Here is a 17,622-nt window from a genome sequence, read left to right on the forward strand (position 1 = left end):
CGCCCCCGTGGAACGACTCGACAGCGCCGTCTACCGGCGGGCCGAACGCCTGCTCAGGCACAACCGAGCCCGGCTGGTCCGCGGCGCGGCCGTCAGGCCGCGCTGGATCGACGGCGGCCCCCGCTTCTGGTACGCCGCCGACACCGCCGAGGGCAGGCGCTTCGTCGTCGCCGACCCCGAGGCCGGCACCCGCGAGGACGCTCGGTCGTCTCGCCCGACGGCGAGCACGTCGTCCTCCTGCGCGGGCACGACCTGTGGACGCGCCCCGCGCGTGGCGGCGAGGAACGGCCGCTGACCCGCGACGGCGAGGAGGACCGCCCCTACGTCGCGGGCGCGTTCGTGCCGGGCGTGCTGCTCGGGAAGCTGGGCATCCCGCACCTGCCGCCCGCCGCCGCCTGGTCGCCGGACTCGTCCCGTGTGCTGACCCACCGCACCGACCTGCGGGGCGTGCGGGAGACGTACCTGGTGGAGGCCGCCCCGGCGGACGGCGGCGCGCCACGCCCGCTCAGGCAGCGCTACGCCTACCCCGGGGACGAGCGGATGCCGCTCGCCGAGCTGGTCGTGCTGGACGTCGCCACCGGCGAGGCCGTCCTCGCCGCGAACGAGCCGCTGCCGGTGCCGCTCCTGTCGCCCCTCACGACCGGGTGGGCGTGGTGGGCGGAGGACGGCTCGGCCGCGTACTTCCTGCGCCGGTCGCGCGACCTGCGCACGCTCTCGCTGCACCGCCTCGACCCCGCGAGCGGCGAGGTGCGCACCGTCGTGTCCGAGAGCGGCGCGACGCGGGTCGAGCCGGGCCAGGAGCCGGGCCGGCCGCCGATGGTCAGGGTGCTGGGCGGCGGCGACGAGGTGCTGTGGTACTCGCAGCGCGACGGCTGGGGCCACCTCTACCTGTACGACGCCCGCACCGGCGAGCCGCGCCGGCAGGTGACGTCAGGGCCGTGGGCGGTGCAGGAGATCGTCCACGTGGACGAGGAGCGCCGCGTCGTGCGCTTCCTCGCCGCCGGGCTGGTGGAGGAGGATCCGTACCGTCGCACGCTCTGCTCGGCCGGGCTGGACGGCGGGGAGGTCGTGAGGATCACCGGCGACGCGCTCGACCACGTCGTGGTCGCGGCCCCGGACGGCCGGTACGTCCTCGACGCGGCGTCCACGACGGACACGCCGCCGGTGTCCACGGTGCGCGACTGGGACGGCAGGGTGCTCGTCGAGCTGGAGCGGGCCGACGTGAGCGCGCTGCGCGAGGCCGGGTGGACGCCTCCGGAGCGGTTCCGGGTGAAGGCGGCCGACGGCGTCACCGACGTCCTCGGCCTGCTCCACCTGCCCCCGGACTTCGACCCTTCGCGCCGCTACCCGGTGCTCGACCACCCCTACCCGGGGCCGCACGTCCGGCGCGTGTCACCCTCGTTCGACCAGGGCTTCTTCGGCTGCGACGCGGAGGCGGCCGCCGCGCTGGGGTTCGTCGTGATGGCGATGGACGGCAGGGGCACGCCGGGCCGCGACAAGGCGTTCCACGACGCCTCCTTCGGCCGGCTGGGCGACGCGGGCGGCCTGGACGACCACGTCGCCGCGCTGCGGCAGCTCGCCGCCGCCCGGCCCTGGATGGACCTCGACCGGGTGGGCGTCTGCGAGGCCGGCAACCACGACAACCGCTGCTACCACCTGTGGTGGGCGGAGACGTACGACGGGCCCGATCCGGAGGCGTACGCCCGCTCGTCGAACCTGGGGATCGCCGACCGGCTGCGCGGCAGGCTGCTGCTGGTGCACGGCGGCATGGACGACAACGTCCACCCGCATCAGACGCTGCGGCTGGCCGAGCGGCTGATCGCGGCGGACAAGGACTTCGAGCTGCTCATCGTGCCCGGTGCCGAGCACGTCTTCCTCGGCTACGAGCACTACGTGACGCGCCGCCGCTGGGACTTCCTGGTGCGCCACCTCATGGGGGCCGAGCCGCCGGAGTACCGCCTGTCGCCGGTGCCGCCGGACGCGGGGACCCTGGCGGGCGTGTTCGGTTGACATGCAGCCGAACGGCTGCCTATGGTTCATGCAGCCAAACGGCTGCATGAACGGGATGGTATGGACGAGGTCTTCAGAGCACTGGCCGATCCCAGCAGGCGCAGGCTGCTCGACAGCCTGAACGCCCGCAACGGGCAGACCCTGCGCGAGCTGTGCGCCGGGCTCGACATGGCGCGGCAGTCCGTCAGCAAGCACCTGGCCGTCCTGGAGGCGGCAGACCTCGTCACCACGGTGTGGCGCGGCCGCGAGAAGCTCCACTACCTCGACGCGGCGCCCATCAACGCCATCGCCGAACGCTGGATCAAGCGGTACGACCGCCACCGGGCAGGTGCGCTGGCCGACCTCAAGGAAGCACTGGAGGGGAAACCCATGGGCAGTGACGCGTTCGTCTACACCACCTACATCAACACCACACCCGAGCGGCTCTGGGAGGCGCTCACCGAGCCCGCGTTCACCCGGCGCTACTGGGGCGTCGAGCTGGAGTCGGACTGGACGCCCGGGGCGGCCGTCACCTGGAAGTGGAAGGGCATCACCATGGCCGACCCCGAACAGGTCGTGCTGGAGGCCGAGCCGGGCAGGCGGCTCGCGCTGACCTGGCACGCCATCACCCCGGAGTTCGCCGCCGCCACCGGCATGGACGACGACCTGCGCGAACGCCTCACCCACGAGAGCCGGACGAAGGTGACCTTCGACATCCAGCCCGCGGGCGCCGTGGTCAAGCTGACCGTCGTCCACGACGGCTTCGACCCCGACAGCCCGCTGCGCGACATGGTCGGCGAGGGCTGGCCCGAGCTGCTGTCCAGCCTCAAGACGCTGCTGGAGACCGGCGAGACCCTGCCCGAGAGCCGCTGAGCGCGCCGACGGGGGCCGCGCTCAGTACACCAGCGCCTGGACGCCCTCGGCCGTGACCTCCTCGACGAACGCCGGCGCGCCCGCGATGCGCACTCCCTCCATGACGTCGTCGGGCGTGATGTTCCTCCTGGCCGCGCACTGGGTGCACAGCGTCACCCGCCCCGCGGCCAGGACGGCTCCGAGGAGGTCCGGCAGCGGCACGGCGTGGGGGAGGCTGAACTCCGCCGCCCGGCCCGGCAGCGCGAACCACGACGACTCGCCGGTCAGCCACAGGGAGACGGAGACACCGCTCGCCAGCGCGGCGGCCGCGACCGTGAACGCCTGGTTGCAGCGCTCGGGAGCGTCGGCCCCGGCGGTCACCTTGATCACCAAAGATCGTGCCATGCCGTCACCCTAGTGCCCCGGCTCGGAAGGACACCGACGCGAGGCACCCCCGCGAGCTCCTTGGGAGAGCCGGCGGCTCGGTGATGGCACCGGCGGCCAGGGGGCGCGGCGGTCCGGCTGGCGCGGGCTCTTTCTTCCCGCGAGGGCGGCGCCGTCGCGGGCTCTTCCGCTTTTCTCAGGGGGGTGGTGGCGCGGATAGGGTTGGGGGATATGGAAGAACCTGAGGTGCACCCCGACCTGGAGCCGATCGCGTTCCTGCTCGGCCGGTGGGAGGGTGCCGGAGTCGGCGGCTACCCCACGATCGAGAGCTTCAACTTCGGGCAGGAGATCGAGTTCGGGCACAACGGGAAGCCGTTCCTGACGTACGTGAGCCGTACCTGGCTGCTCGACCAGGACGGCAACCGGGTGAGGCCGCTCGCCACCGAGAGCGGCTACTGGCGCATGCAGCCGGAGCGGCAGCTGGAGGTGCTGCTCGCGCACCCCACCGGCATCGTGGAGATCTACATCGGCGAGGTGGTCTTCCACAAGATCGAGCTGCGCACCGACGTCGTGGCGCGTACGGCCTCGGCCAAGGAGTACACCGCGGGCTACCGCCTGTACGGCCTGGTCAACGGCAACCTGATGTGGGCCTACGAGATGGCCGCGATGGGCAGGCCCCTCACGGACCACATGTCCGCGGAGCTGAAGAAGGTCGGGTGACAAGGGAAGGGCCCCGGGCGTACTCCGCCTGCTGATCAGGCGGGCCGGACGGACTACTGGGCCGGGATCTGTGATCCCGCCCCTCCGGCTGCCGCGGGGCCCCGGTGGTTGCCTCGTATTCGCCAACGACACGAGACAGGGAAGTCCGCGTCGTCAGCGGACAACCACCTCGCTAGTCCAACTATGAATCACCATTGTTCGGACCACCTCCTTTCCGCGTACCAACGAAGCTATGTGCTGGTCGCCGACGGGGGCAAGCGAATATCCGGCCGCCGTAGACTCGGGTCATGACGGAGACGCAGTGGCACGAGGAACTCCGCGCGAAGGGCTACCGGGTCACGCCGCAGCGCCAGCTCGTCCTGGAGGCGGTCAAGTCGCTGGAGCACGCCACGCCCGAGGAGATCTGCGTCAAGGTGAGGGAGACGGCGCGCGGGGTCAACATCTCCACCGTCTACCGCACGCTCGAGCTCCTGGAGGAGCTCGGCATGGTCACCCACACCCACCTGGGCCACGGCGCGCCCACGTACCACCTGGCGGCCGAGGCCGACCACGTCCACCTGGTGTGCCGCGGCTGCGGCGAGGTGATCGAGGTGCGGCCCGAGCTGGCCGAGGGGCTGGTCAAGGGCCTCGACGAGGAGCTCGGGTTCGCCGCGGACGTCCACCACCTGACCGTCTTCGGACGCTGCCGCAACTGCCGCTAGCCTGGGTGCATGCGTAGCCCTCTGCTCGATCTTCCCGGCGCCGTCCCGGCCGAGGGGCCCGACTCCGACGTGGCGGCACACTACGGCGACATCTTCGCCGAGCAGCGCGCGCTGGCCAAGGGCGAGGCGGTCGTCGACCGCAGCAACCGCGAGGTGATCCGGATCTCCGGCGCCGACCGGCTGAAATGGCTCAACGACCTGACCTCGCAGAAGCTCGACACGCTGACGCCCGGCCAGTGGACCCAGACCCTCGACCTCGACCTGCAGGGGCGCGTGCAGCACCACCTCACGCTGGTCGACGACGGTGAGAGCGTGCTGGCGCACGTCGAGCCCGGCACCGGGCAGAGCCTGATCGACTACCTCGACCGCATGCGCTTCATGCTGCGCGTCGAGGTGTCGCGGGCCGACGACCTGGCCGTGCTGTCCACCGCCACCGAGGACTTCCTGGTGCCGCGCGCCGAGCTGCCCGGCCACCTCGGCCGGCCGCTCGCGGGCCTGTGGGCGTACGAGGCGCTGCGTATCGAGGCGTACCGGCCGCGGCTCGGCTTCGAGACCGACCACAAGACGATCCCGCACGAGGTCGGCTGGGTCGGCTCGGCGGTGCACCTCAGCAAGGGCTGCTACCGGGGTCAGGAGACGGTCGCCCGGGTGCACAACCTCGGGCATCCGCCGCGCCGCCTGGTGTTCCTGCACCTCGACGGCAGCGTCGAGACGCTGCCGCCGCACGGGGCGCCCGTGCTGCTCGACGGCCAGGAGGTGGGCGTGGTCGGCTCGTCGGCCCGGCACCACGAGCTGGGGCCGATCGCGCTGGCCGTGGTCAAGCGGGCGGTGCCGGTCGACGCCACGCTGCTGGCGGGCGGCGTGGCCGCGTCGCAGGAGGTCGTGGTGCCGCCGGACGCCGGCCGCAACGTCTCGATCGACCCGGCGCTGCGCCGCCGCATCCGCTGACCCCCGCGCCTTTCCACCTGCGGGCCAGGCATGTGGCGGGGGTGTCGCGCGTGCCCGCGCCTGTCCCGTACGCGGGACAGGCGTGTGGCGGCCGTCCCGGGGGCGACGCCGCGGTGCCCGTTCATGGGGCGGGGCGGCGGGTGGTCAGAGTTCGAGGATCAGGGTGATCGGGCCGTCGTTGACGAGCGACACCTTCATGTCGGCGCCGAAGACGCCGGTCTCGACGCGGGCGCCCAGCGCCCGCAGCTCCTCGACCACCGCCTCGACCAGCGGCTCGGCCACCGGGCCTGGGGCGGCGGCCTGCCAGGTGGGCCGCCTGCCCTTGCGGGCGTCGCCGTAGAGGGTGAACTGGCTGACCACCAGGAGCGGCGCGCCGACGTCGGAGCACGACTTCTCGCCGTCGAGGACGCGCAGCCCCCACAGTTTGGCCGCCAGCTTGGCGGCCTCGGCGCGGGTGTCGGTGTGGGTGACGCCCACGAGGACGAGCAGCCCCGGCTCGTCGACAGCCCCGACCGTCGTCCCCTCGACCACCACGGACGCCGAGGTCACCCGCTGCACAACTGCTCGCATGGCATCCCATTCTGGCCCACCTGCGGCGCTCCGTAGACTCGTGCCGGAAAGGGGCGCGAAATGTCGCTAGTTGTGGAAGTTGTCCGGTCGGGCTTCGTGGAGTCCACCCACCACGCCCGCATGCTGACCGTCGACGCGGAGGGCCGGCCGGTCGAGACGCGCGGGGCGGTGCACGTCCCGGCCTCGCCGCGGTCGTCGATGAAGCCGCTGCAGGCGCTCGGCATGCTGCGCAGCGGCCTGCGACTGGAGGGCGAGCTGCTCGCCCTGGCCTGCGCCTCCCACTCCGGCGAGTCCTTCCACGTCGACGGCGTCAGGAAGATCCTCGCCGAGGCCGGGCTGGACGAGTCGGCCCTGCGCTGCCCCGAGGACCACCCGGACGACCGGGCGTCCACCGCGTACGGCCGCGTCTACATGAACTGCTCGGGCAAGCACGCCGCGATGCTGGCCACCTGCGTGGTCAACGACTGGCCCACCGACACCTACCTCGAACCCAGGCACCCGCTCCAGCGCGCCATCCGCGAGACCGTCGAGGAGCTGACCGGCGAGCGGGTCGCCGCCTCCGGCGTGGACGGCTGCGGCGCGCCGCTGTTCTTCGTGTCGATGCTCGGCGTGACCAGGGCGTTCCGCGCGTTCCCGCTGGCGGAGGCGGGCTCGCCCGAGCGGCGCGTCTTCGACGCCATGCGGGCCTTCCCCGAGTGGACGTCCGGCACGAACCGGCCCGAGGCCGCCATCATGCGGGCGGTGCCCGGGCTCGTGCTCAAGGCGGGGGCGGAGGCGTTCGACGCGTTCGCCTTCGAGGACGGCCGCGCCGGCACCGTCAAGATCGAGGACGGCTCGCAGCGCGCCAGGACGCCGGTCACGGTCGCGGCGCTGCGCTCGCTCGGCCTCGACGCGCCCGCCCTGGAGGAACTGGCCCACCCGCCCCTGCTCGGCGGCGGTCGCCCCGTGGGTGAGCTGCGCGTCCGCCTCTGAGGTGTCGGGGCCGGCGGTGCGGCCGGGGGCCGTTCACCGCCGGTTCGGGCTGGGCTCCAGGCCGAGCAGGGCGAGCAGGCTGTCCATCATGTCGTCGAAGAGCGGCTCGATGTCGTCGAAGGCGAAGGCGAGGTGGCCGTAGACGGCCATGCTGACCAGCCCGTAGATCTGGCGCCAGCAGGCGATCATGACCTGGACGACGCCGAGCGGCAGTTCGGGCTGGAGGATCTCGCGGTAGGTGGCGAGCTGGCGGCGCAGGGCGGGCGGGATGCGGTCGTCGGGCGGGTACTCCAGGCCCTTGGTGCGCAGCAGGCGCAGGAACAGCTCGCCGAACACGCCGCCGAGCTCGCGGGAGATGACATGGCGCAGCTCCGTCTGCGACGCGGCGGCGGTGGCGTACGTGGCGCCCATCAGCAGGCCGAACTCCGCGCGGTTGGCCAGCGACCACTCCAGCACGGCGCGGGTGGCGGCGTCGAGCTGCGCGCTGATGTCGTCCTCGTCCTGGCGCCGCGCGGCCTCGCGCACGGCGCCGATCAGCTCTGCCGTGAGGTCCTCGTAGAGCGCGTGGACGAGCCCCTGCCTGCCGTCGAAGTAGCGGTAGAGCGCGGGTGAGCTGACCCCCACTCTCCTGGCGACGGCCGCCAGCGTCAGCCCTTCGACGCCCTCGGACGCCGTGATCTGCCGGGCGGCCGCCCTGGCATCGCGCAGGAGCTGTTCGCGCTGCCTCTCCCGCCGAGAGGCCCCCTCCGCACTCCCCGACGCCACGCTCACCTGTCATCCTCCTCGGCCACTGCCATGCCGTGCTGAGCAACCCGGCCCACCTTACGCCCCGGCCCCGTCGCGCCGATCACGCGATTCCGCTTGCGCTCAAGACCGATCACGGAGTTAATTGCCTTAACTCTTCTAATGGTCTTCATTCTCAGTGGAGGCTCGTCCCCCACGGAAGGAGTCGGCGATGGACGCCGAGTCGACGGCGTTGCTCCAGACCGGTGCGACCACCCTGGTGACCCTGATGGTCACCGACGCCTGGTCGCAGTTCCGCACGCGGCTGGCGACCATGTTCGGGCGGCGCGGCGGACGGGACGTCGTGGAGGCCGCGGCGCAGGACCTGGAGGAGTCCAGGGCCCACCTGCTGGCCGCCCGGCAGGCAGGCGACCTCCAGGCGGCACAGGACATCGAGGCCGAGTGGCGGTCGCGGCTGCGCCGGCTGCTCGCCGACGACCCCGCGACGGCCGCCGAACTGCGTGCCGTCGTCGACGCGGCCGCCCCCCGGGTGGCGCAGGTCAGGATGGGCGACGACATCCGCGTCAGCGGCACCTTCCTCGGGCCGGTGCTCGGCAAGGGCACCCAGAATGTCCGGTAGCCGGCGAACCGTGGCCCACCTCGGGGACGACATCCGCGTCAGCGGGACGGCCTTCCACGGGCCGGTGCTCGGCAAGGGCACGCAGAACATCACGAACATCACCGCCGCCCCCGCCCGTGAAGACCACCTCGGCTCGGGGACGAACGCGCTCAGAGCCCGCGACTACCCGTCGGCTGCGCGGCACTTCCGTCGGCTGCTCGCCCTGCGGCACGACGACCCGTTCGCCCACTACTACCTGGCGCTGGCGACGCTGCACGGACGCAACCCGTGCGAGCACGGCCACGACACCGTGGAGGCGGTGGCGCGGCGGCTGCGGGCCGCCGCCTCCCTCGACGCGGCGTGCCGCCCCGCCGTCGTCGCCGCGCTCCTCGTCCAGGACGCGTACCTGCAGCGGTGGGGGAGGAGCAGGAGGTCACTGACGCAGGGCGAGCGGAGCCTCGTCCGCCGGGTGCCCGCGGGACGTGCCCAGGAGCTGACCGAGCACGTCCCGGCGCCCGGGAGCGTGTGGTGGCGGGCTCTCTCGGCCAGGGCCGAGGCCGGCAGAGGGAGGGGCGCGCGGTGAGCGCCGCCAGGCCGTCGCCCGAGGAGATCAGGAAGTACTTCCTCGACCCGCCGGACCCGGCCGAACTCGCGCACGCCGAGGCCGGTCTCCGCGACGCCGAGCGCCGCATGGCGGAGGCGCGCGCCCGCCGGCCGCACCCCGGCACAAGGAAGCGGGAGCAGAACAACCGGCTGGTCGTCGCCGGGGCCCTGGCGTTCGTCTCCCTCGTGATGTCCGTCACGGGGAGCGGCTTCCTCGGGTTCCTCGGCCTCGCCGGCGCCGCGGTCATCGCCGTACGCGCCTACCTGACCCCGAAGGAGCGGGAGGAGGCCGAACGGGAGGCCGCGCACCGGGCCTGGGAGGACGCGAACAACGAGCGGGAGCGGGCACTCCGGGCGCTGCGGGAGTACCACCGGCGCCACGCGCTGGCCGAGCCGAAGCCCTCCGACGGCCAGATGGACCGCGTGCTGCGGCAGGACATCGAGCTGATCAAGTCACGCGCGCTGATCACCCTCAACGTCCACCCCGACGACCTGGTCCGCCCGGCGTACATGGCCCGCCACCGGGTCTCGTTCGACGCCTCCGCCCCGTCGAACTCGGCCGACGTCCACGACCCCTTCGTGGTCTACGGGCCGGCGTACGGGGCCGGTTACGCCGTCTGGTCGGCCGCGGGCGCCGACGGAAGGCGCCGGTACAGCAGGTACGAGGTCATGGTGATCTGCACCACCCGCTATCACCTGGCGCTGTACCGGTGCGTCCTGGACACCTTCACGGGCGCGCTCGACGAGGAGCGCACCACCGAGTACCACTACAACGACGTGGTGGCCGTGCACAGCGAGTCGGATCCGAACGCGGGAGGGCGTATCCAGATCCAGCCGAGGCCGTCGCAGAAGTACCTGTTCACCGCGGACACGGAACGCTACTTCGAACTCGTGGTGTCGAGCGGCGACCGGGTGCGGATCGTCACCGGCATCGGCAGCAGGCGGACGCCCGCGCGGCAGGGGCAGGCGGGCGCCCAGCACGTCGTCCACCGGGGGAAGGACCCGGACTTCCAGGCCGTCGCGGACGCCGTCCGCATGATGCTGCGGGAGAAGAAGGGCGGCGTCCACAGCCCTCCCCACGGACTCTGACGGGCCGCCCCGGCGGGCCCGCCCGTCAGAGGGAGCGGAACTGGCGGGTGGCGGAGATGGCGCCCGAGGTGGTCGTGGTGAACGTCCGCATCGAGCCGGCGAACTTGGACAGGTCCCACTCGGCCGGGCCGTGGTACCAGTACAGGTTGTCGGCGGGGCCGCCGTTGCCCGTCACCGACGCCACCACGCGCGACCAGTGCTCGACGCCGTCGAAGATGACGGCGTACGGCAGGTAGCGGGAGAACAGCTCCACGCGGTGCTGCTCGGGCACCTCGCCCAGCTCGCCGGAGAACAGGTACCGGCGGAAGGCCAGCGTGTGCGCGAGCGCCGCCGAGCCCTTGGCCGTCTTCGCCGGCATGTACTGGCCGCCGACCGCCAGCGCGCCGCCGGCGATGACGACCCCCAGCCCGAGCAGCCCGTACGTGGTGAACCAGGCGAGCGCCACGGTGGCGAGGACGCCGGCGCCGATGAGCACCACGCCGACGGTGGTCCAGCGGGTGCGCTCGGTGTCGGGACGCCGCGCGAACCAGCCCTGCGTCACCACGTCGGCGTACAGCGCGTCACGCACCTGGCCCAGGTGGCTGGCGAACGAGCCGGACAGCTGCGACAGCAGCACCCCGTCGCGGCCCTCGAAGATCGCGTCGTACAGCGCCCGCTCGTAGGCGAGGAGCGCGTCGACGGGCGCGGTCGGCAGCTTGACGAGCATCCAGTCGGGCGCGTCGTACGGGCCGCGCGGCTGCTCGTCGATGCGCAGGTACCCGCGCACCGCCAGGTCCACGATGGTGGCGGTGACGTCGATGACGTCGGCCTGCTCGTCCACGAGGGTGCCGATCTGGCCGGGACGCACCCCGTCGGGCGGGGAGAAGTGCCCGTTCCGCACGGGATCGACCGGGCCCTGCTCGTGCCCGGCCACGCGGGCGTCGCGCCCGCGCGTCCAGTACAGCAGTGCGACGCCGCCGAGCAGCAGCACGAGCAGACCGGCGAGGGCGCCGCCGGTGACGGTGTTCAGGGTGAAGGCGCTGGCCAGGGAGAAGCGCTTCTCCAGGATCGGCGCGCCCGAGCTGGACCCCTTCGGGTAGCCGACCACGACCGTCAGCGCCTGGCCGGGCGCGATGTTCTCCTGCTCGAAATCGGCCTCGGTGGCGGAGTGGTCCATCGAGGCCGAGGTGCAGCCGATGGCGGACGTCAGCTCTCCCGCGAAGCAGGACAGGTTCTGCACCTGGCCGGGGCCGGCGACCTTGACCGTGGCCCTGGCGACCGTGGTGCTCCAGCCGTTCACGGCGAACCAGCGCAGCTCCTCCACCCCTCCGGAGGAGGCCACCGCGCCCTTGACGTCGTACTCGACCGTGCCGCCCTTGGTGGTCAGCACGTCGCCCGCGAGGGTGCCGCCCTTGACGTTCGAGATCCGGTAGACGCGGTCGCTGTCGTCGTCGTAGCGCGTACGCGTGATGAACGTGCGCTTCAGCTCGCCGGACGCCCCCGTGATCTTCTCGACGACGTGCAGCGTGCCGTCCTTGCCGAGGGTCATCGTCACCTCGTCGGTGATGCCGGCCTCCCCGTGGGCGGGGACGGCGGTCAGCGCCAGAGCGGCGGCCCCCAAGGCGGTCAGCGTGCGCCTGATACCCGTCATGGCGGCACATCGTATCGGTAAGGGGTGCTTATCAGTCGATCGTGATGGCAGTCGCCGCCCTGGCCACGCTCTCCCCGGCCGCGGCCTGGCCGGGGTTCTCCAGGGCGAGCGCCTGGTTGGCCGCGACGAACGGGCGCATGCGGTGCTCGTACCTGGTGAACGCACCCTCGGGGCTCGCCGCCAGCTCCTCCGCCAGCACGTACGCGCCGACGAGGGCCAGGCTGGTGCCCTGGCCGGACAGCGGCGAGGCGCAGTAGCCCGCGTCGCCGACGAGCGTGACCCGGCCCCGCGACCAGCGGTCCATCCGTACCTGGGCCATCGCGTCGAAGTAGAAGTCGTCCGCCTCCCACATCGCCTTGATCAGCCGCGCTCCCTCCCAGCGCAGCCCGGCGCAGTGCTGCTCGACCAGGCGCTTCTGCTGGACGACGTCGCGGTGGTCGTAGACGATCGGCCCGGCGGCGAAGCCCAGGTTGACCTTCATGACGGCCGGGTCCCTGTCGCTGAACAGGCCGAACCCGGCGTCGCCCTCCCGGTGCCAGACCTGCCAGCGGTCGAGGCCGAGGACGTTCTCCGCGGTGAAGATGGAGACGTACATGCCGAGGTGGCGGATGAGGCGCTCCTCGGGGCCGAAGGTGAGGGCGCGCACGGCCGAGTGCAGGCCGTCGGCGCCGACGACGTGGTCGTACCTGGCCCTGGCGCCGCCGTCGAACACCACGTCCACGCCCCGCTCGTCCTGGTCGAGGGCGGCGACGGAGTCGCCGTACAGGTGGCGGGCCCCGCGGGCGGCGTCGGCGAGGAGCCCGATCAGGTCGTCGCGGCCGATCTCGACGTCGTCGCTGTCGAGTCGTCCCGCGCTGACGGTCTCCTCGGTGGAGCGCATGATCTCGTTGCCGTCGCCGTCCACCATGGACATGCCGCGCATGGTGGTGCGCAGGGCTCTGGCGCCGTCGAGGACGCCCATGCGGTCGGCCACGGTGAGCGCGGCGCCGCGGATGTCCACGGCCTGGCCGCCGGTGCGCGGCGTGGGGGCGCGCTCGACGAGCGTGACGTCCGCGCCGTGGCGGGTCAGCCAGTACGCGAGCGCCGACCCGGCGATCCCGGCGCCTACGATGAGGACCTTCATCGCTGTCTCCCTGTCTGTTGACGTTGTACGCGCACTGAATGTACGTAGTACGCATAGCGGCCTACAAGGGATTCTCGCTAAGATCTGTACTAGTACAGAGGAGGTCGGCATGGGAGCTGCGCCGTACGCGCGGATCGTCGAGGACGTGAAGCGGCGCGTCGCCGAGGGCAGGCTGCGGCCGGGCGAGCGGGTGCCGTCGACCCGGCAGCTCGCCAGGGACTGGGGGGTCGCGCTCGCCACGGCCGCCAAGGCGCTGTCGGTGCTGGCGCAGGAGGGCGTGGTGGTGGCCGAACCCCGCGTGGGCACCGTCGTGGCCCAGCCGCGCGCGAGGCAGGGGCGGCGGGATGCGGGGCGCGGCGAGGTGACCGCGCCCACCGGCGGGGTGGGAGAACGGGACCTGGCGCGGGCACGCATCGTCAGGGCCGCCATCGAGCTCGCCGACGCGGAGGGCCTGGGCGCCGTCACCATGCGCGCCGTCGCCGCCCGCCTGGGCGCCGCCACGATGTCCCTCTACCGCCACGTCGGCGGCAAGGACGACCTCGTCATGCTCATGGTCGACGAGGTGCTCGACCGGTTCCCGCTGCCGAGGCAGCCGCCGGACGGCTGGCGGGCCAGGCTGGAGGCGGCGGCGCGGGCGCAGTGGGCCGCCTACCGCGCGCACCCCTGGATGGCCGGGGTCACGTCACTGACCCGCCCGCTGCCGTCGCCGAGCCTGCTGAGGCACACCGAGTGGGCGCTGTCGGCCCTGGACGGCACGGGGCTCGACGCGACGTCCAGGATGCACGTCCACATCCTGCTCTACAGCTACGTGCAGGGCATCGCGGCCAACCTGGAGCGGGAGACCCGGGACCGCGCCTCCACCGGCCTCACCGGCGACGAGTGGATGCACGGGCAGGAGGACGCCATCGCCGCCATCGCGGGGTCGGGCGGGTATCCGGCGTTCGCCGCGGCGGTGGCCGAGCTGGGCGGCGACTTCGACCTGGACCTGGACGTGCTCTTCGAGTTCGGGCTCGCCCCGCTGCTCGACGGGCTCGCCACCGTGATCGGCGAAGCCGCGGGCGGGGCCGGTCGGAGCGGCCGGGGCTAGTCGGAGATCGTGATGCGCAGGCGGCGGAAGCCGCGGCCCTTGCTCTCGATCTTGGCGACCTTGATGCGCCCGATCTGCCGCGTGGACGCCACGTGGGTGCCGCCGTCGGCCTGCGTGTCGAGCCCGACGATGTCGACGATCCTGACGTCCTGGACGTGCTCGGGCACGAGGTTCGTGGCGGTGCGGATGATGTCGGGGATCGCGAACGCCTCCTCGCGCGGCAGCACCTTGACGTCAATGCGCCGGTCGGCGGCCACCTCGGCGTTGCAGGCGTCCTCGACGGCCTCCTTGAAGCCGGGGGGCACCTCGGGCAGGTTGAAGTCCATGCGGGCGCTCAGCTCGTCCATGTTGCCGCCGGTGACGAGGCAGCCGTAGTCCCTGAACACGACGCCGCACAGGACGTGCAGCCCGGAGTGGGTGCGCATGAGGGCGCTGCGGCGCGCGTCGGCCACGGCCGCGCGCACGACGACGCCCGCCGGCGGGATCGGGTCGCCCTCGGCGGGGATCAGGTGGAGGTCGTCGCCCTTGCGCGCGCCGACGATGCGGGTCTCCACGCCCTGCCAGATCAGCACCCCGTGGTCGGCGGGCTGACCGCCGCCGCCCGGGTAGAAGGCCGACCTGTCGAGGACGATGCCCTCGGGGGTGGCGTCGAGGACGACGGCCTCCCAGTCGCGCAGGGTCTGGTCGGAGAGTTCGAGCCGGCTGGTGCGCCCGTGGAGGTCGGTGGTCATGGCGGCAGCCTAGCCCCGGGGAATCGGCGCGGGCGCCGTGTTCACCACGGGCCGTACGGGCCGTTGTTGCCCCGGCCCATGCCCTTGACGGCGGGCTTGACGTCCACGATGTAGACGGTGGCCGCGATGACGGCGAGGATCGAGAACAGGCCGAGGCCGATGCCGATGAACTGCATCCCGCCGACGACCATGAACGCCTGGAGGTAGCTCCACGCTCCCGCCCCGGAGAACAGGGTGGCCAGCACGAGGATCACCAGCCACAGGTTCTTCTGCAGCTTCCCGGCCGAGACGAACGCGGCCGTGGGCACCCTGAGGGCGTGTACGAGGGCGTACACCGACATCCCGAAGATGATGGCGGCGAGCACCAGGAAGAGGAGGTTGAAGACACCGTTGATGAGGTTCATGTGGTCACTCCGCCCAACGCCGCTGTGAGACGGCCCCAGCCTAATGGCCGCCCCCGGCAGGCGGGCACCCGGAGAACCGGGTGTCCGCGTGTCAGGGGCGCGAACAGGTGGACGGCGCAGGCCCGCCGCCCCTGGAAGCGGAGACCCGCCGTCCCTGGGCGGGGCGGCGGGTGCTCCGTGTCATCCGTTCGGTACGGCCCGGGGGTCAGGCCTTGGCGGTCCTGGCGCCGCGCGCGGCCGGCTTCTTCGGCTGGACCTTCTGGGCGACGGGCGGCTCGGCGGCCTCGGAGACCTCCTCCAGCTCCAGCGCGGCCTGGCCGCTGGCCTGGCTGACGATCTTGCGGCCGCGGGCCGCGAAGTCCTCGTACACCTCGGTGGCCCTGCTGGTGAACTGGTCGGCGTACTCGCGGGCCTTCTCCGGGAACTCCTTGGCGAAGCCCTCGGCCTTGCCGGCGTAGACGCGGGCCTTCTCCGGCAGCTCCTTGGCGAGCTCGGCGCGGCGCGACTGGAGCCTCTGCAGCTGCTCGGGCAGCTCGCGCAGCTTCTCCACGGCGTAGTCGCCGACACCCGCGACGGCGTAGAAGGGCTTGGAATCGGTGAGCTTCTTGACTTCGGTGGCGAGCGTCATGGGTTAACCTTCCTTGGTTTCCTGGGTGACGTCGTTGCCCGAGGTCGCCGCATAGGGCTCAAGAGCGGCGAGATACTCCTCAGGCAGCGGCTCGTCGTCCGTCTGGGAGCCACGCCGGGGGCGAGCGTTCTGGGAGGTCTGCTCGTCCTCGGCGTGCCTTTCCTTGCGGAACGACTCATAGATATCAATCAGCACCTGGCGTTGCCGCTCGGTGAGGTGGGTGTCGGCCTGGATCGCGGTGAGCACGTCGCTGGGCGGCTCGCGGTCCTCGATGAGGCCCGCCTGCACGTACAGCGCCTGCGAGGAGATGCGCAGACCCTTGGCGATCTGGTTGAGGATCTCCGCGCTCGGCTTGCGCAGCCCGCGCTCGATCTGGCTCAGGTAGGGGTTGCTGACCCCAGCCGCGGCTGCGAGCTGGCGCAGCGAGATCTTCGCCTGCTGCCGCTGCTCGCGGATGTACTCGCCGATCGAGCCGACCTTCGGTAGTGCCATACCTTCAGTCTGTACCACCCTGCTTGCAATTGCAAACACGATGGCTAACGCCAGCAAGCAATCAGAGCTGGATGACCCACAGGAAGGGAGTGGCGGTGAGCAACGTCACAGAGAGCGCGATGGAGCCGTACCGGATGCGCCTCGACAGCTCCGGGCCCGGCTTGACCAGGCGATCGACCCTCGCCATGACCGTGTGGGCGCGGGCGTGCAGGCCGATCATGCCGTGCGGGGTGGGCATCGCGCCCGCCGTGCCGAAGCGCAGCAGCGCGGTGGCCAGCCGCCGCGGCGAGCAGTAGCGGCGCGCGCGGTCGTCGGCGGCCATCTCGACGAGCAGCTCCACCTGGTCCTGCGCGTCGCGCACGACCTTCGACCAGGGCAGCGCCCTGCGCAGCGCCGCGAACGGCAGCAGCACCAGGTCGTGCCGCTCCCGTACGTGCGCCGCCTCGTGGGCGAGCACCGCGTGCAACTCGTCCTGCGACAGCAGCCTGATCGTGCCCTCGCTGACCACGACCTGCGAGCGCAGGCCGGGCACGCAGTACGCCGCCGCGCTCGGGTGGTCGAGCACCCGCACGCCGGGCACGCCCGGGTCGTCGTGCGAGATCAGCGCCAGCAGCAGCCGGTGCCGCCGCCGCGCCCGCAGCGCCTGGACGCCCGCCGTCAGCAGGACGACGACCAGCACCGTGAGCGCCGTCAGCCCGGCGATCATGGCGAGCACGTGCATGAGGTCCCACGGCTCGCGCGGGGTCTCGCCGTTCGCGAACGCGTGCAGGCCGGCGAGGACGCCGGCGCCGTACGGCTGGACCGCGTAGGCCAGCATGGCGCCGGTGGTGGCCAGCCCCCAGGCGACGCCCAGGGACTGCCAGAGGATGATGGCGACCCGGGGAGCGCGGGAGGTCCACCGGGCGGTGGTGAAACGCCAGGCACCAAGCGCGCACGCGGTAGCGAGCGCGGCGAGCAGCGCCGCCGTGATCACTCGTCCTCCAGCTCCGTGAGGGCTCTCCGCAGGATCTCCGCCTCGGTGCCGGACACGGCCTGGGCGAAGCGGGTCAGGGCGGCCGATCGGTCGCCCGTCAGGTCCAACGCCTCCAGCATAAGCTCCGCGATGTACGCGTCACGGGATTCGGCCGGCTCGTACCTCCAGGCGCGGCCGTCGCGGGTGCGCTTGAGGAAGCCCTTCCGAGTGAGGCGGTCGAGTACGGTCATGACGGTGGTGGGGGCGAGGTCGCGGTCGGCGATGAGCCTGCCGACCTCGCGGGCGGTCAGAGGGTTCGTCTCCGCCCAGAGGATGTCCATGATGCTGCGCTCAAGCTCGCCAAGACCCTTCACGACCATCAGGGTAGCTCTACAACCTGTCGAG

22 protein-coding genes are annotated in these 17,622 nt (G+C 72.4%); 11 read left to right on the top strand and 11 right to left on the bottom strand.

Annotated elements, in window-relative coordinates:
* Positions 1 to 7 precede the first annotated feature (7 nt).
* Genes BMX74_RS46085 through BMX74_RS37035 form a run of 3 tightly spaced genes read left to right on the top strand, consistent with a single transcriptional unit; the run spans position 8 to position 2,862 of the window.
* Complete coding sequence (locus tag BMX74_RS46085) at positions 8 to 295, top strand: hypothetical protein (protein ID WP_256257507.1); 288 nt, start codon at positions 8 to 10, stop codon at positions 293 to 295.
* Positions 253 to 2,010 carry a S9 family peptidase gene (locus tag BMX74_RS46400; protein WP_305728685.1) on the top strand — a complete coding sequence of 586 codons (1,758 nt, stop codon included), beginning with the start codon at positions 253 to 255 and terminating at the stop codon, positions 2,008 to 2,010. Before BMX74_RS46085 ends, BMX74_RS46400 begins: the two co-directional genes overlap by 43 nt.
* 60 nt (positions 2,011 to 2,070) lie before the next feature.
* Positions 2,071 to 2,862: an ArsR/SmtB family transcription factor gene (locus tag BMX74_RS37035; protein ID WP_091105167.1), complete on the top strand. Its 792-nt coding sequence runs from the start codon at positions 2,071 to 2,073 to the stop codon at positions 2,860 to 2,862.
* A 21-nt stretch (positions 2,863 to 2,883) separates the two neighbouring features.
* On the opposite strand, the gene BMX74_RS37040 is transcribed toward BMX74_RS37035, so the two are convergent.
* Positions 2,884 to 3,246: a DsrE family protein gene (locus tag BMX74_RS37040; protein ID WP_055504968.1), complete on the bottom strand. Its 363-nt coding sequence runs from the start codon at positions 3,244 to 3,246 to the stop codon at positions 2,884 to 2,886.
* 210 nt (positions 3,247 to 3,456) lie between these two features.
* Here BMX74_RS37040 and BMX74_RS37045 point away from each other — a divergent pair, with 210 nt between their 5' ends.
* The 3 genes from BMX74_RS37045 to ygfZ all read left to right on the top strand — a co-directional run bounded on the left by BMX74_RS37045 (position 3,457) and on the right by ygfZ (position 5,594).
* Positions 3,457 to 3,945 carry a heme-binding beta-barrel domain-containing protein gene (locus BMX74_RS37045; RefSeq protein WP_091105169.1) on the top strand — a complete coding sequence of 163 codons (489 nt, stop codon included), beginning with the start codon at positions 3,457 to 3,459 and terminating at the stop codon, positions 3,943 to 3,945.
* Between the two features lie 287 nt (positions 3,946 to 4,232).
* The gene (locus BMX74_RS37050) at positions 4,233 to 4,646 is read left to right on the top strand and encodes a Fur family transcriptional regulator (RefSeq protein WP_055504970.1); all 414 of its coding nucleotides are present in this window, start codon (positions 4,233 to 4,235) and stop codon (positions 4,644 to 4,646) included.
* Between the two features lie 9 nt (positions 4,647 to 4,655).
* A complete protein-coding gene (ygfZ, locus tag BMX74_RS37055) occupies positions 4,656 to 5,594 on the top strand; it encodes a CAF17-like 4Fe-4S cluster assembly/insertion protein YgfZ (protein WP_055504971.1) in 939 nt (312 codons plus the stop codon).
* A gap of 144 nt (positions 5,595 to 5,738) precedes the next feature.
* Here ygfZ and dtd read toward each other — a convergent pair whose 3' ends face one another.
* Positions 5,739 to 6,164 (bottom strand): D-aminoacyl-tRNA deacylase, encoded by a 426-nt coding sequence (dtd, locus tag BMX74_RS37060; RefSeq protein WP_055504972.1) that lies wholly within the window; start codon positions 6,162 to 6,164, stop codon positions 5,739 to 5,741.
* Positions 6,165 to 6,224: 60 nt separating this feature from the next.
* Here dtd and BMX74_RS37065 point away from each other — a divergent pair, with 60 nt between their 5' ends.
* On the top strand, positions 6,225 to 7,136 hold the full coding sequence (locus tag BMX74_RS37065) for an asparaginase (RefSeq protein WP_055504973.1): 912 nt from the start codon (positions 6,225 to 6,227) through the stop codon (positions 7,134 to 7,136).
* 33 nt (positions 7,137 to 7,169) lie between these two features.
* Here the strand turns inward: BMX74_RS37065 and BMX74_RS37070 are convergent, their stop codons facing one another.
* Entirely contained in the window at positions 7,170 to 7,907 is a 738-nt protein-coding gene (locus BMX74_RS37070) for a TetR/AcrR family transcriptional regulator (protein WP_091105170.1), read from the bottom strand.
* Between the two features lie 184 nt (positions 7,908 to 8,091).
* Here BMX74_RS37070 and BMX74_RS37075 point away from each other — a divergent pair, with 184 nt between their 5' ends.
* The 3 genes from BMX74_RS37075 to BMX74_RS37085 are packed head-to-tail and all read left to right on the top strand — an operon-like array spanning position 8,092 to position 10,170.
* Positions 8,092 to 8,499, top strand: a complete 408-nt coding sequence (locus BMX74_RS37075) for a hypothetical protein (RefSeq protein WP_091105172.1) — start codon at positions 8,092 to 8,094, stop codon at positions 8,497 to 8,499.
* A 10-nt stretch (positions 8,500 to 8,509) separates the two neighbouring features.
* Positions 8,510 to 9,061, top strand: coding sequence for a hypothetical protein (locus tag BMX74_RS37080; protein WP_091105174.1), 552 nt, complete (start codon positions 8,510 to 8,512; stop codon positions 9,059 to 9,061).
* Positions 9,058 to 10,170 (top strand): hypothetical protein, encoded by a 1,113-nt coding sequence (locus BMX74_RS37085; protein ID WP_143078907.1) that lies wholly within the window; start codon positions 9,058 to 9,060, stop codon positions 10,168 to 10,170. The genes BMX74_RS37080 and BMX74_RS37085 overlap by 4 nt, the downstream gene beginning before the upstream one ends.
* Before the next feature lie 25 nt (positions 10,171 to 10,195).
* Here BMX74_RS37085 and BMX74_RS37090 read toward each other — a convergent pair whose 3' ends face one another.
* Both BMX74_RS37090 and BMX74_RS37095 read right to left on the bottom strand, forming a co-directional pair.
* Complete coding sequence (locus BMX74_RS37090; protein WP_055504978.1) at positions 10,196 to 11,800, bottom strand: DUF2207 domain-containing protein; 1,605 nt, start codon at positions 11,798 to 11,800, stop codon at positions 10,196 to 10,198.
* A 31-nt stretch (positions 11,801 to 11,831) separates the two neighbouring features.
* The gene (locus tag BMX74_RS37095; RefSeq protein ID WP_091105177.1) at positions 11,832 to 12,923 is read right to left on the bottom strand and encodes an FAD-dependent oxidoreductase; all 1,092 of its coding nucleotides are present in this window, start codon (positions 12,921 to 12,923) and stop codon (positions 11,832 to 11,834) included.
* Positions 12,924 to 13,032: 109 nt separating this feature from the next.
* On the opposite strand from BMX74_RS37095, the gene BMX74_RS37100 reads away from it, so the two are divergent.
* The gene (locus tag BMX74_RS37100) at positions 13,033 to 14,010 is read left to right on the top strand and encodes a TetR/AcrR family transcriptional regulator C-terminal domain-containing protein (RefSeq protein ID WP_055504980.1); all 978 of its coding nucleotides are present in this window, start codon (positions 13,033 to 13,035) and stop codon (positions 14,008 to 14,010) included.
* Here BMX74_RS37100 and BMX74_RS37105 read toward each other — a convergent pair.
* The 6 genes from BMX74_RS37105 to BMX74_RS37130 all read right to left on the bottom strand — a co-directional run bounded on the left by BMX74_RS37105 (position 14,007) and on the right by BMX74_RS37130 (position 17,591).
* Complete coding sequence (locus BMX74_RS37105) at positions 14,007 to 14,741, bottom strand: alanyl-tRNA editing protein (protein ID WP_055504981.1); 735 nt, start codon at positions 14,739 to 14,741, stop codon at positions 14,007 to 14,009. The genes BMX74_RS37100 and BMX74_RS37105 overlap by 4 nt on opposite strands.
* 41 nt (positions 14,742 to 14,782) lie before the next feature.
* The gene (locus tag BMX74_RS37110) at positions 14,783 to 15,145 is read right to left on the bottom strand and encodes a DUF2516 family protein (RefSeq protein ID WP_055504982.1); all 363 of its coding nucleotides are present in this window, start codon (positions 15,143 to 15,145) and stop codon (positions 14,783 to 14,785) included.
* A 205-nt stretch (positions 15,146 to 15,350) separates the two neighbouring features.
* A complete protein-coding gene (locus BMX74_RS37115; protein ID WP_055504983.1) occupies positions 15,351 to 15,773 on the bottom strand; it encodes a hypothetical protein in 423 nt (140 codons plus the stop codon).
* A gap of 3 nt (positions 15,774 to 15,776) precedes the next feature.
* On the bottom strand, positions 15,777 to 16,265 hold the full coding sequence (locus BMX74_RS37120; protein ID WP_055504984.1) for a helix-turn-helix domain-containing protein: 489 nt from the start codon (positions 16,263 to 16,265) through the stop codon (positions 15,777 to 15,779).
* 61 nt (positions 16,266 to 16,326) lie between these two features.
* Positions 16,327 to 17,238 carry a M56 family metallopeptidase gene (locus BMX74_RS37125; RefSeq protein WP_055504985.1) on the bottom strand — a complete coding sequence of 304 codons (912 nt, stop codon included), beginning with the start codon at positions 17,236 to 17,238 and terminating at the stop codon, positions 16,327 to 16,329.
* Positions 17,235 to 17,591 (bottom strand): BlaI/MecI/CopY family transcriptional regulator, encoded by a 357-nt coding sequence (locus BMX74_RS37130; protein WP_305728684.1) that lies wholly within the window; start codon positions 17,589 to 17,591, stop codon positions 17,235 to 17,237. The genes BMX74_RS37125 and BMX74_RS37130 overlap by 4 nt, the downstream gene beginning before the upstream one ends.
* Between the last annotated feature and the right edge of the window lie 31 nt (positions 17,592 to 17,622).

The sequence above is a fragment of the Nonomuraea pusilla genome (genome assembly GCF_900109355.1).
Classification (GTDB): Bacteria; Actinomycetota; Actinomycetes; order Streptosporangiales; family Streptosporangiaceae; genus Nonomuraea; species Nonomuraea pusilla.

Coding starts and splice junctions, on each gene's coding strand:
- BMX74_RS37035 (WP_091105167.1), top strand. CDS start 2,071: ATGGACGAGGTCTTCAGAGCACTGGCCGATCCCAGCAGGCGCAGGCTG.
- BMX74_RS37120 (WP_055504984.1), bottom strand. CDS start 16,265: ATGGCACTACCGAAGGTCGGCTCGATCGGCGAGTACATCCGCGAGCAG.
- BMX74_RS37090 (WP_055504978.1), bottom strand. CDS start 11,800: ATGACGGGTATCAGGCGCACGCTGACCGCCTTGGGGGCCGCCGCTCTG.
- BMX74_RS37075 (WP_091105172.1), top strand. CDS start 8,092: ATGGACGCCGAGTCGACGGCGTTGCTCCAGACCGGTGCGACCACCCTG.
- BMX74_RS37095 (WP_091105177.1), bottom strand. CDS start 12,923: ATGAAGGTCCTCATCGTAGGCGCCGGGATCGCCGGGTCGGCGCTCGCG.
- BMX74_RS37100 (WP_055504980.1), top strand. CDS start 13,033: ATGGGAGCTGCGCCGTACGCGCGGATCGTCGAGGACGTGAAGCGGCGC.
- BMX74_RS37110 (WP_055504982.1), bottom strand. CDS start 15,145: ATGAACCTCATCAACGGTGTCTTCAACCTCCTCTTCCTGGTGCTCGCC.
- dtd (WP_055504972.1), bottom strand. CDS start 6,164: ATGCGAGCAGTTGTGCAGCGGGTGACCTCGGCGTCCGTGGTGGTCGAG.
- ygfZ (WP_055504971.1), top strand. CDS start 4,656: ATGCGTAGCCCTCTGCTCGATCTTCCCGGCGCCGTCCCGGCCGAGGGG.
- BMX74_RS37040 (WP_055504968.1), bottom strand. CDS start 3,246: ATGGCACGATCTTTGGTGATCAAGGTGACCGCCGGGGCCGACGCTCCC.
- BMX74_RS37045 (WP_091105169.1), top strand. CDS start 3,457: ATGGAAGAACCTGAGGTGCACCCCGACCTGGAGCCGATCGCGTTCCTG.
- BMX74_RS37115 (WP_055504983.1), bottom strand. CDS start 15,773: ATGACGCTCGCCACCGAAGTCAAGAAGCTCACCGATTCCAAGCCCTTC.
- BMX74_RS37105 (WP_055504981.1), bottom strand. CDS start 14,741: ATGACCACCGACCTCCACGGGCGCACCAGCCGGCTCGAACTCTCCGAC.
- BMX74_RS37065 (WP_055504973.1), top strand. CDS start 6,225: ATGTCGCTAGTTGTGGAAGTTGTCCGGTCGGGCTTCGTGGAGTCCACC.
- BMX74_RS37050 (WP_055504970.1), top strand. CDS start 4,233: ATGACGGAGACGCAGTGGCACGAGGAACTCCGCGCGAAGGGCTACCGG.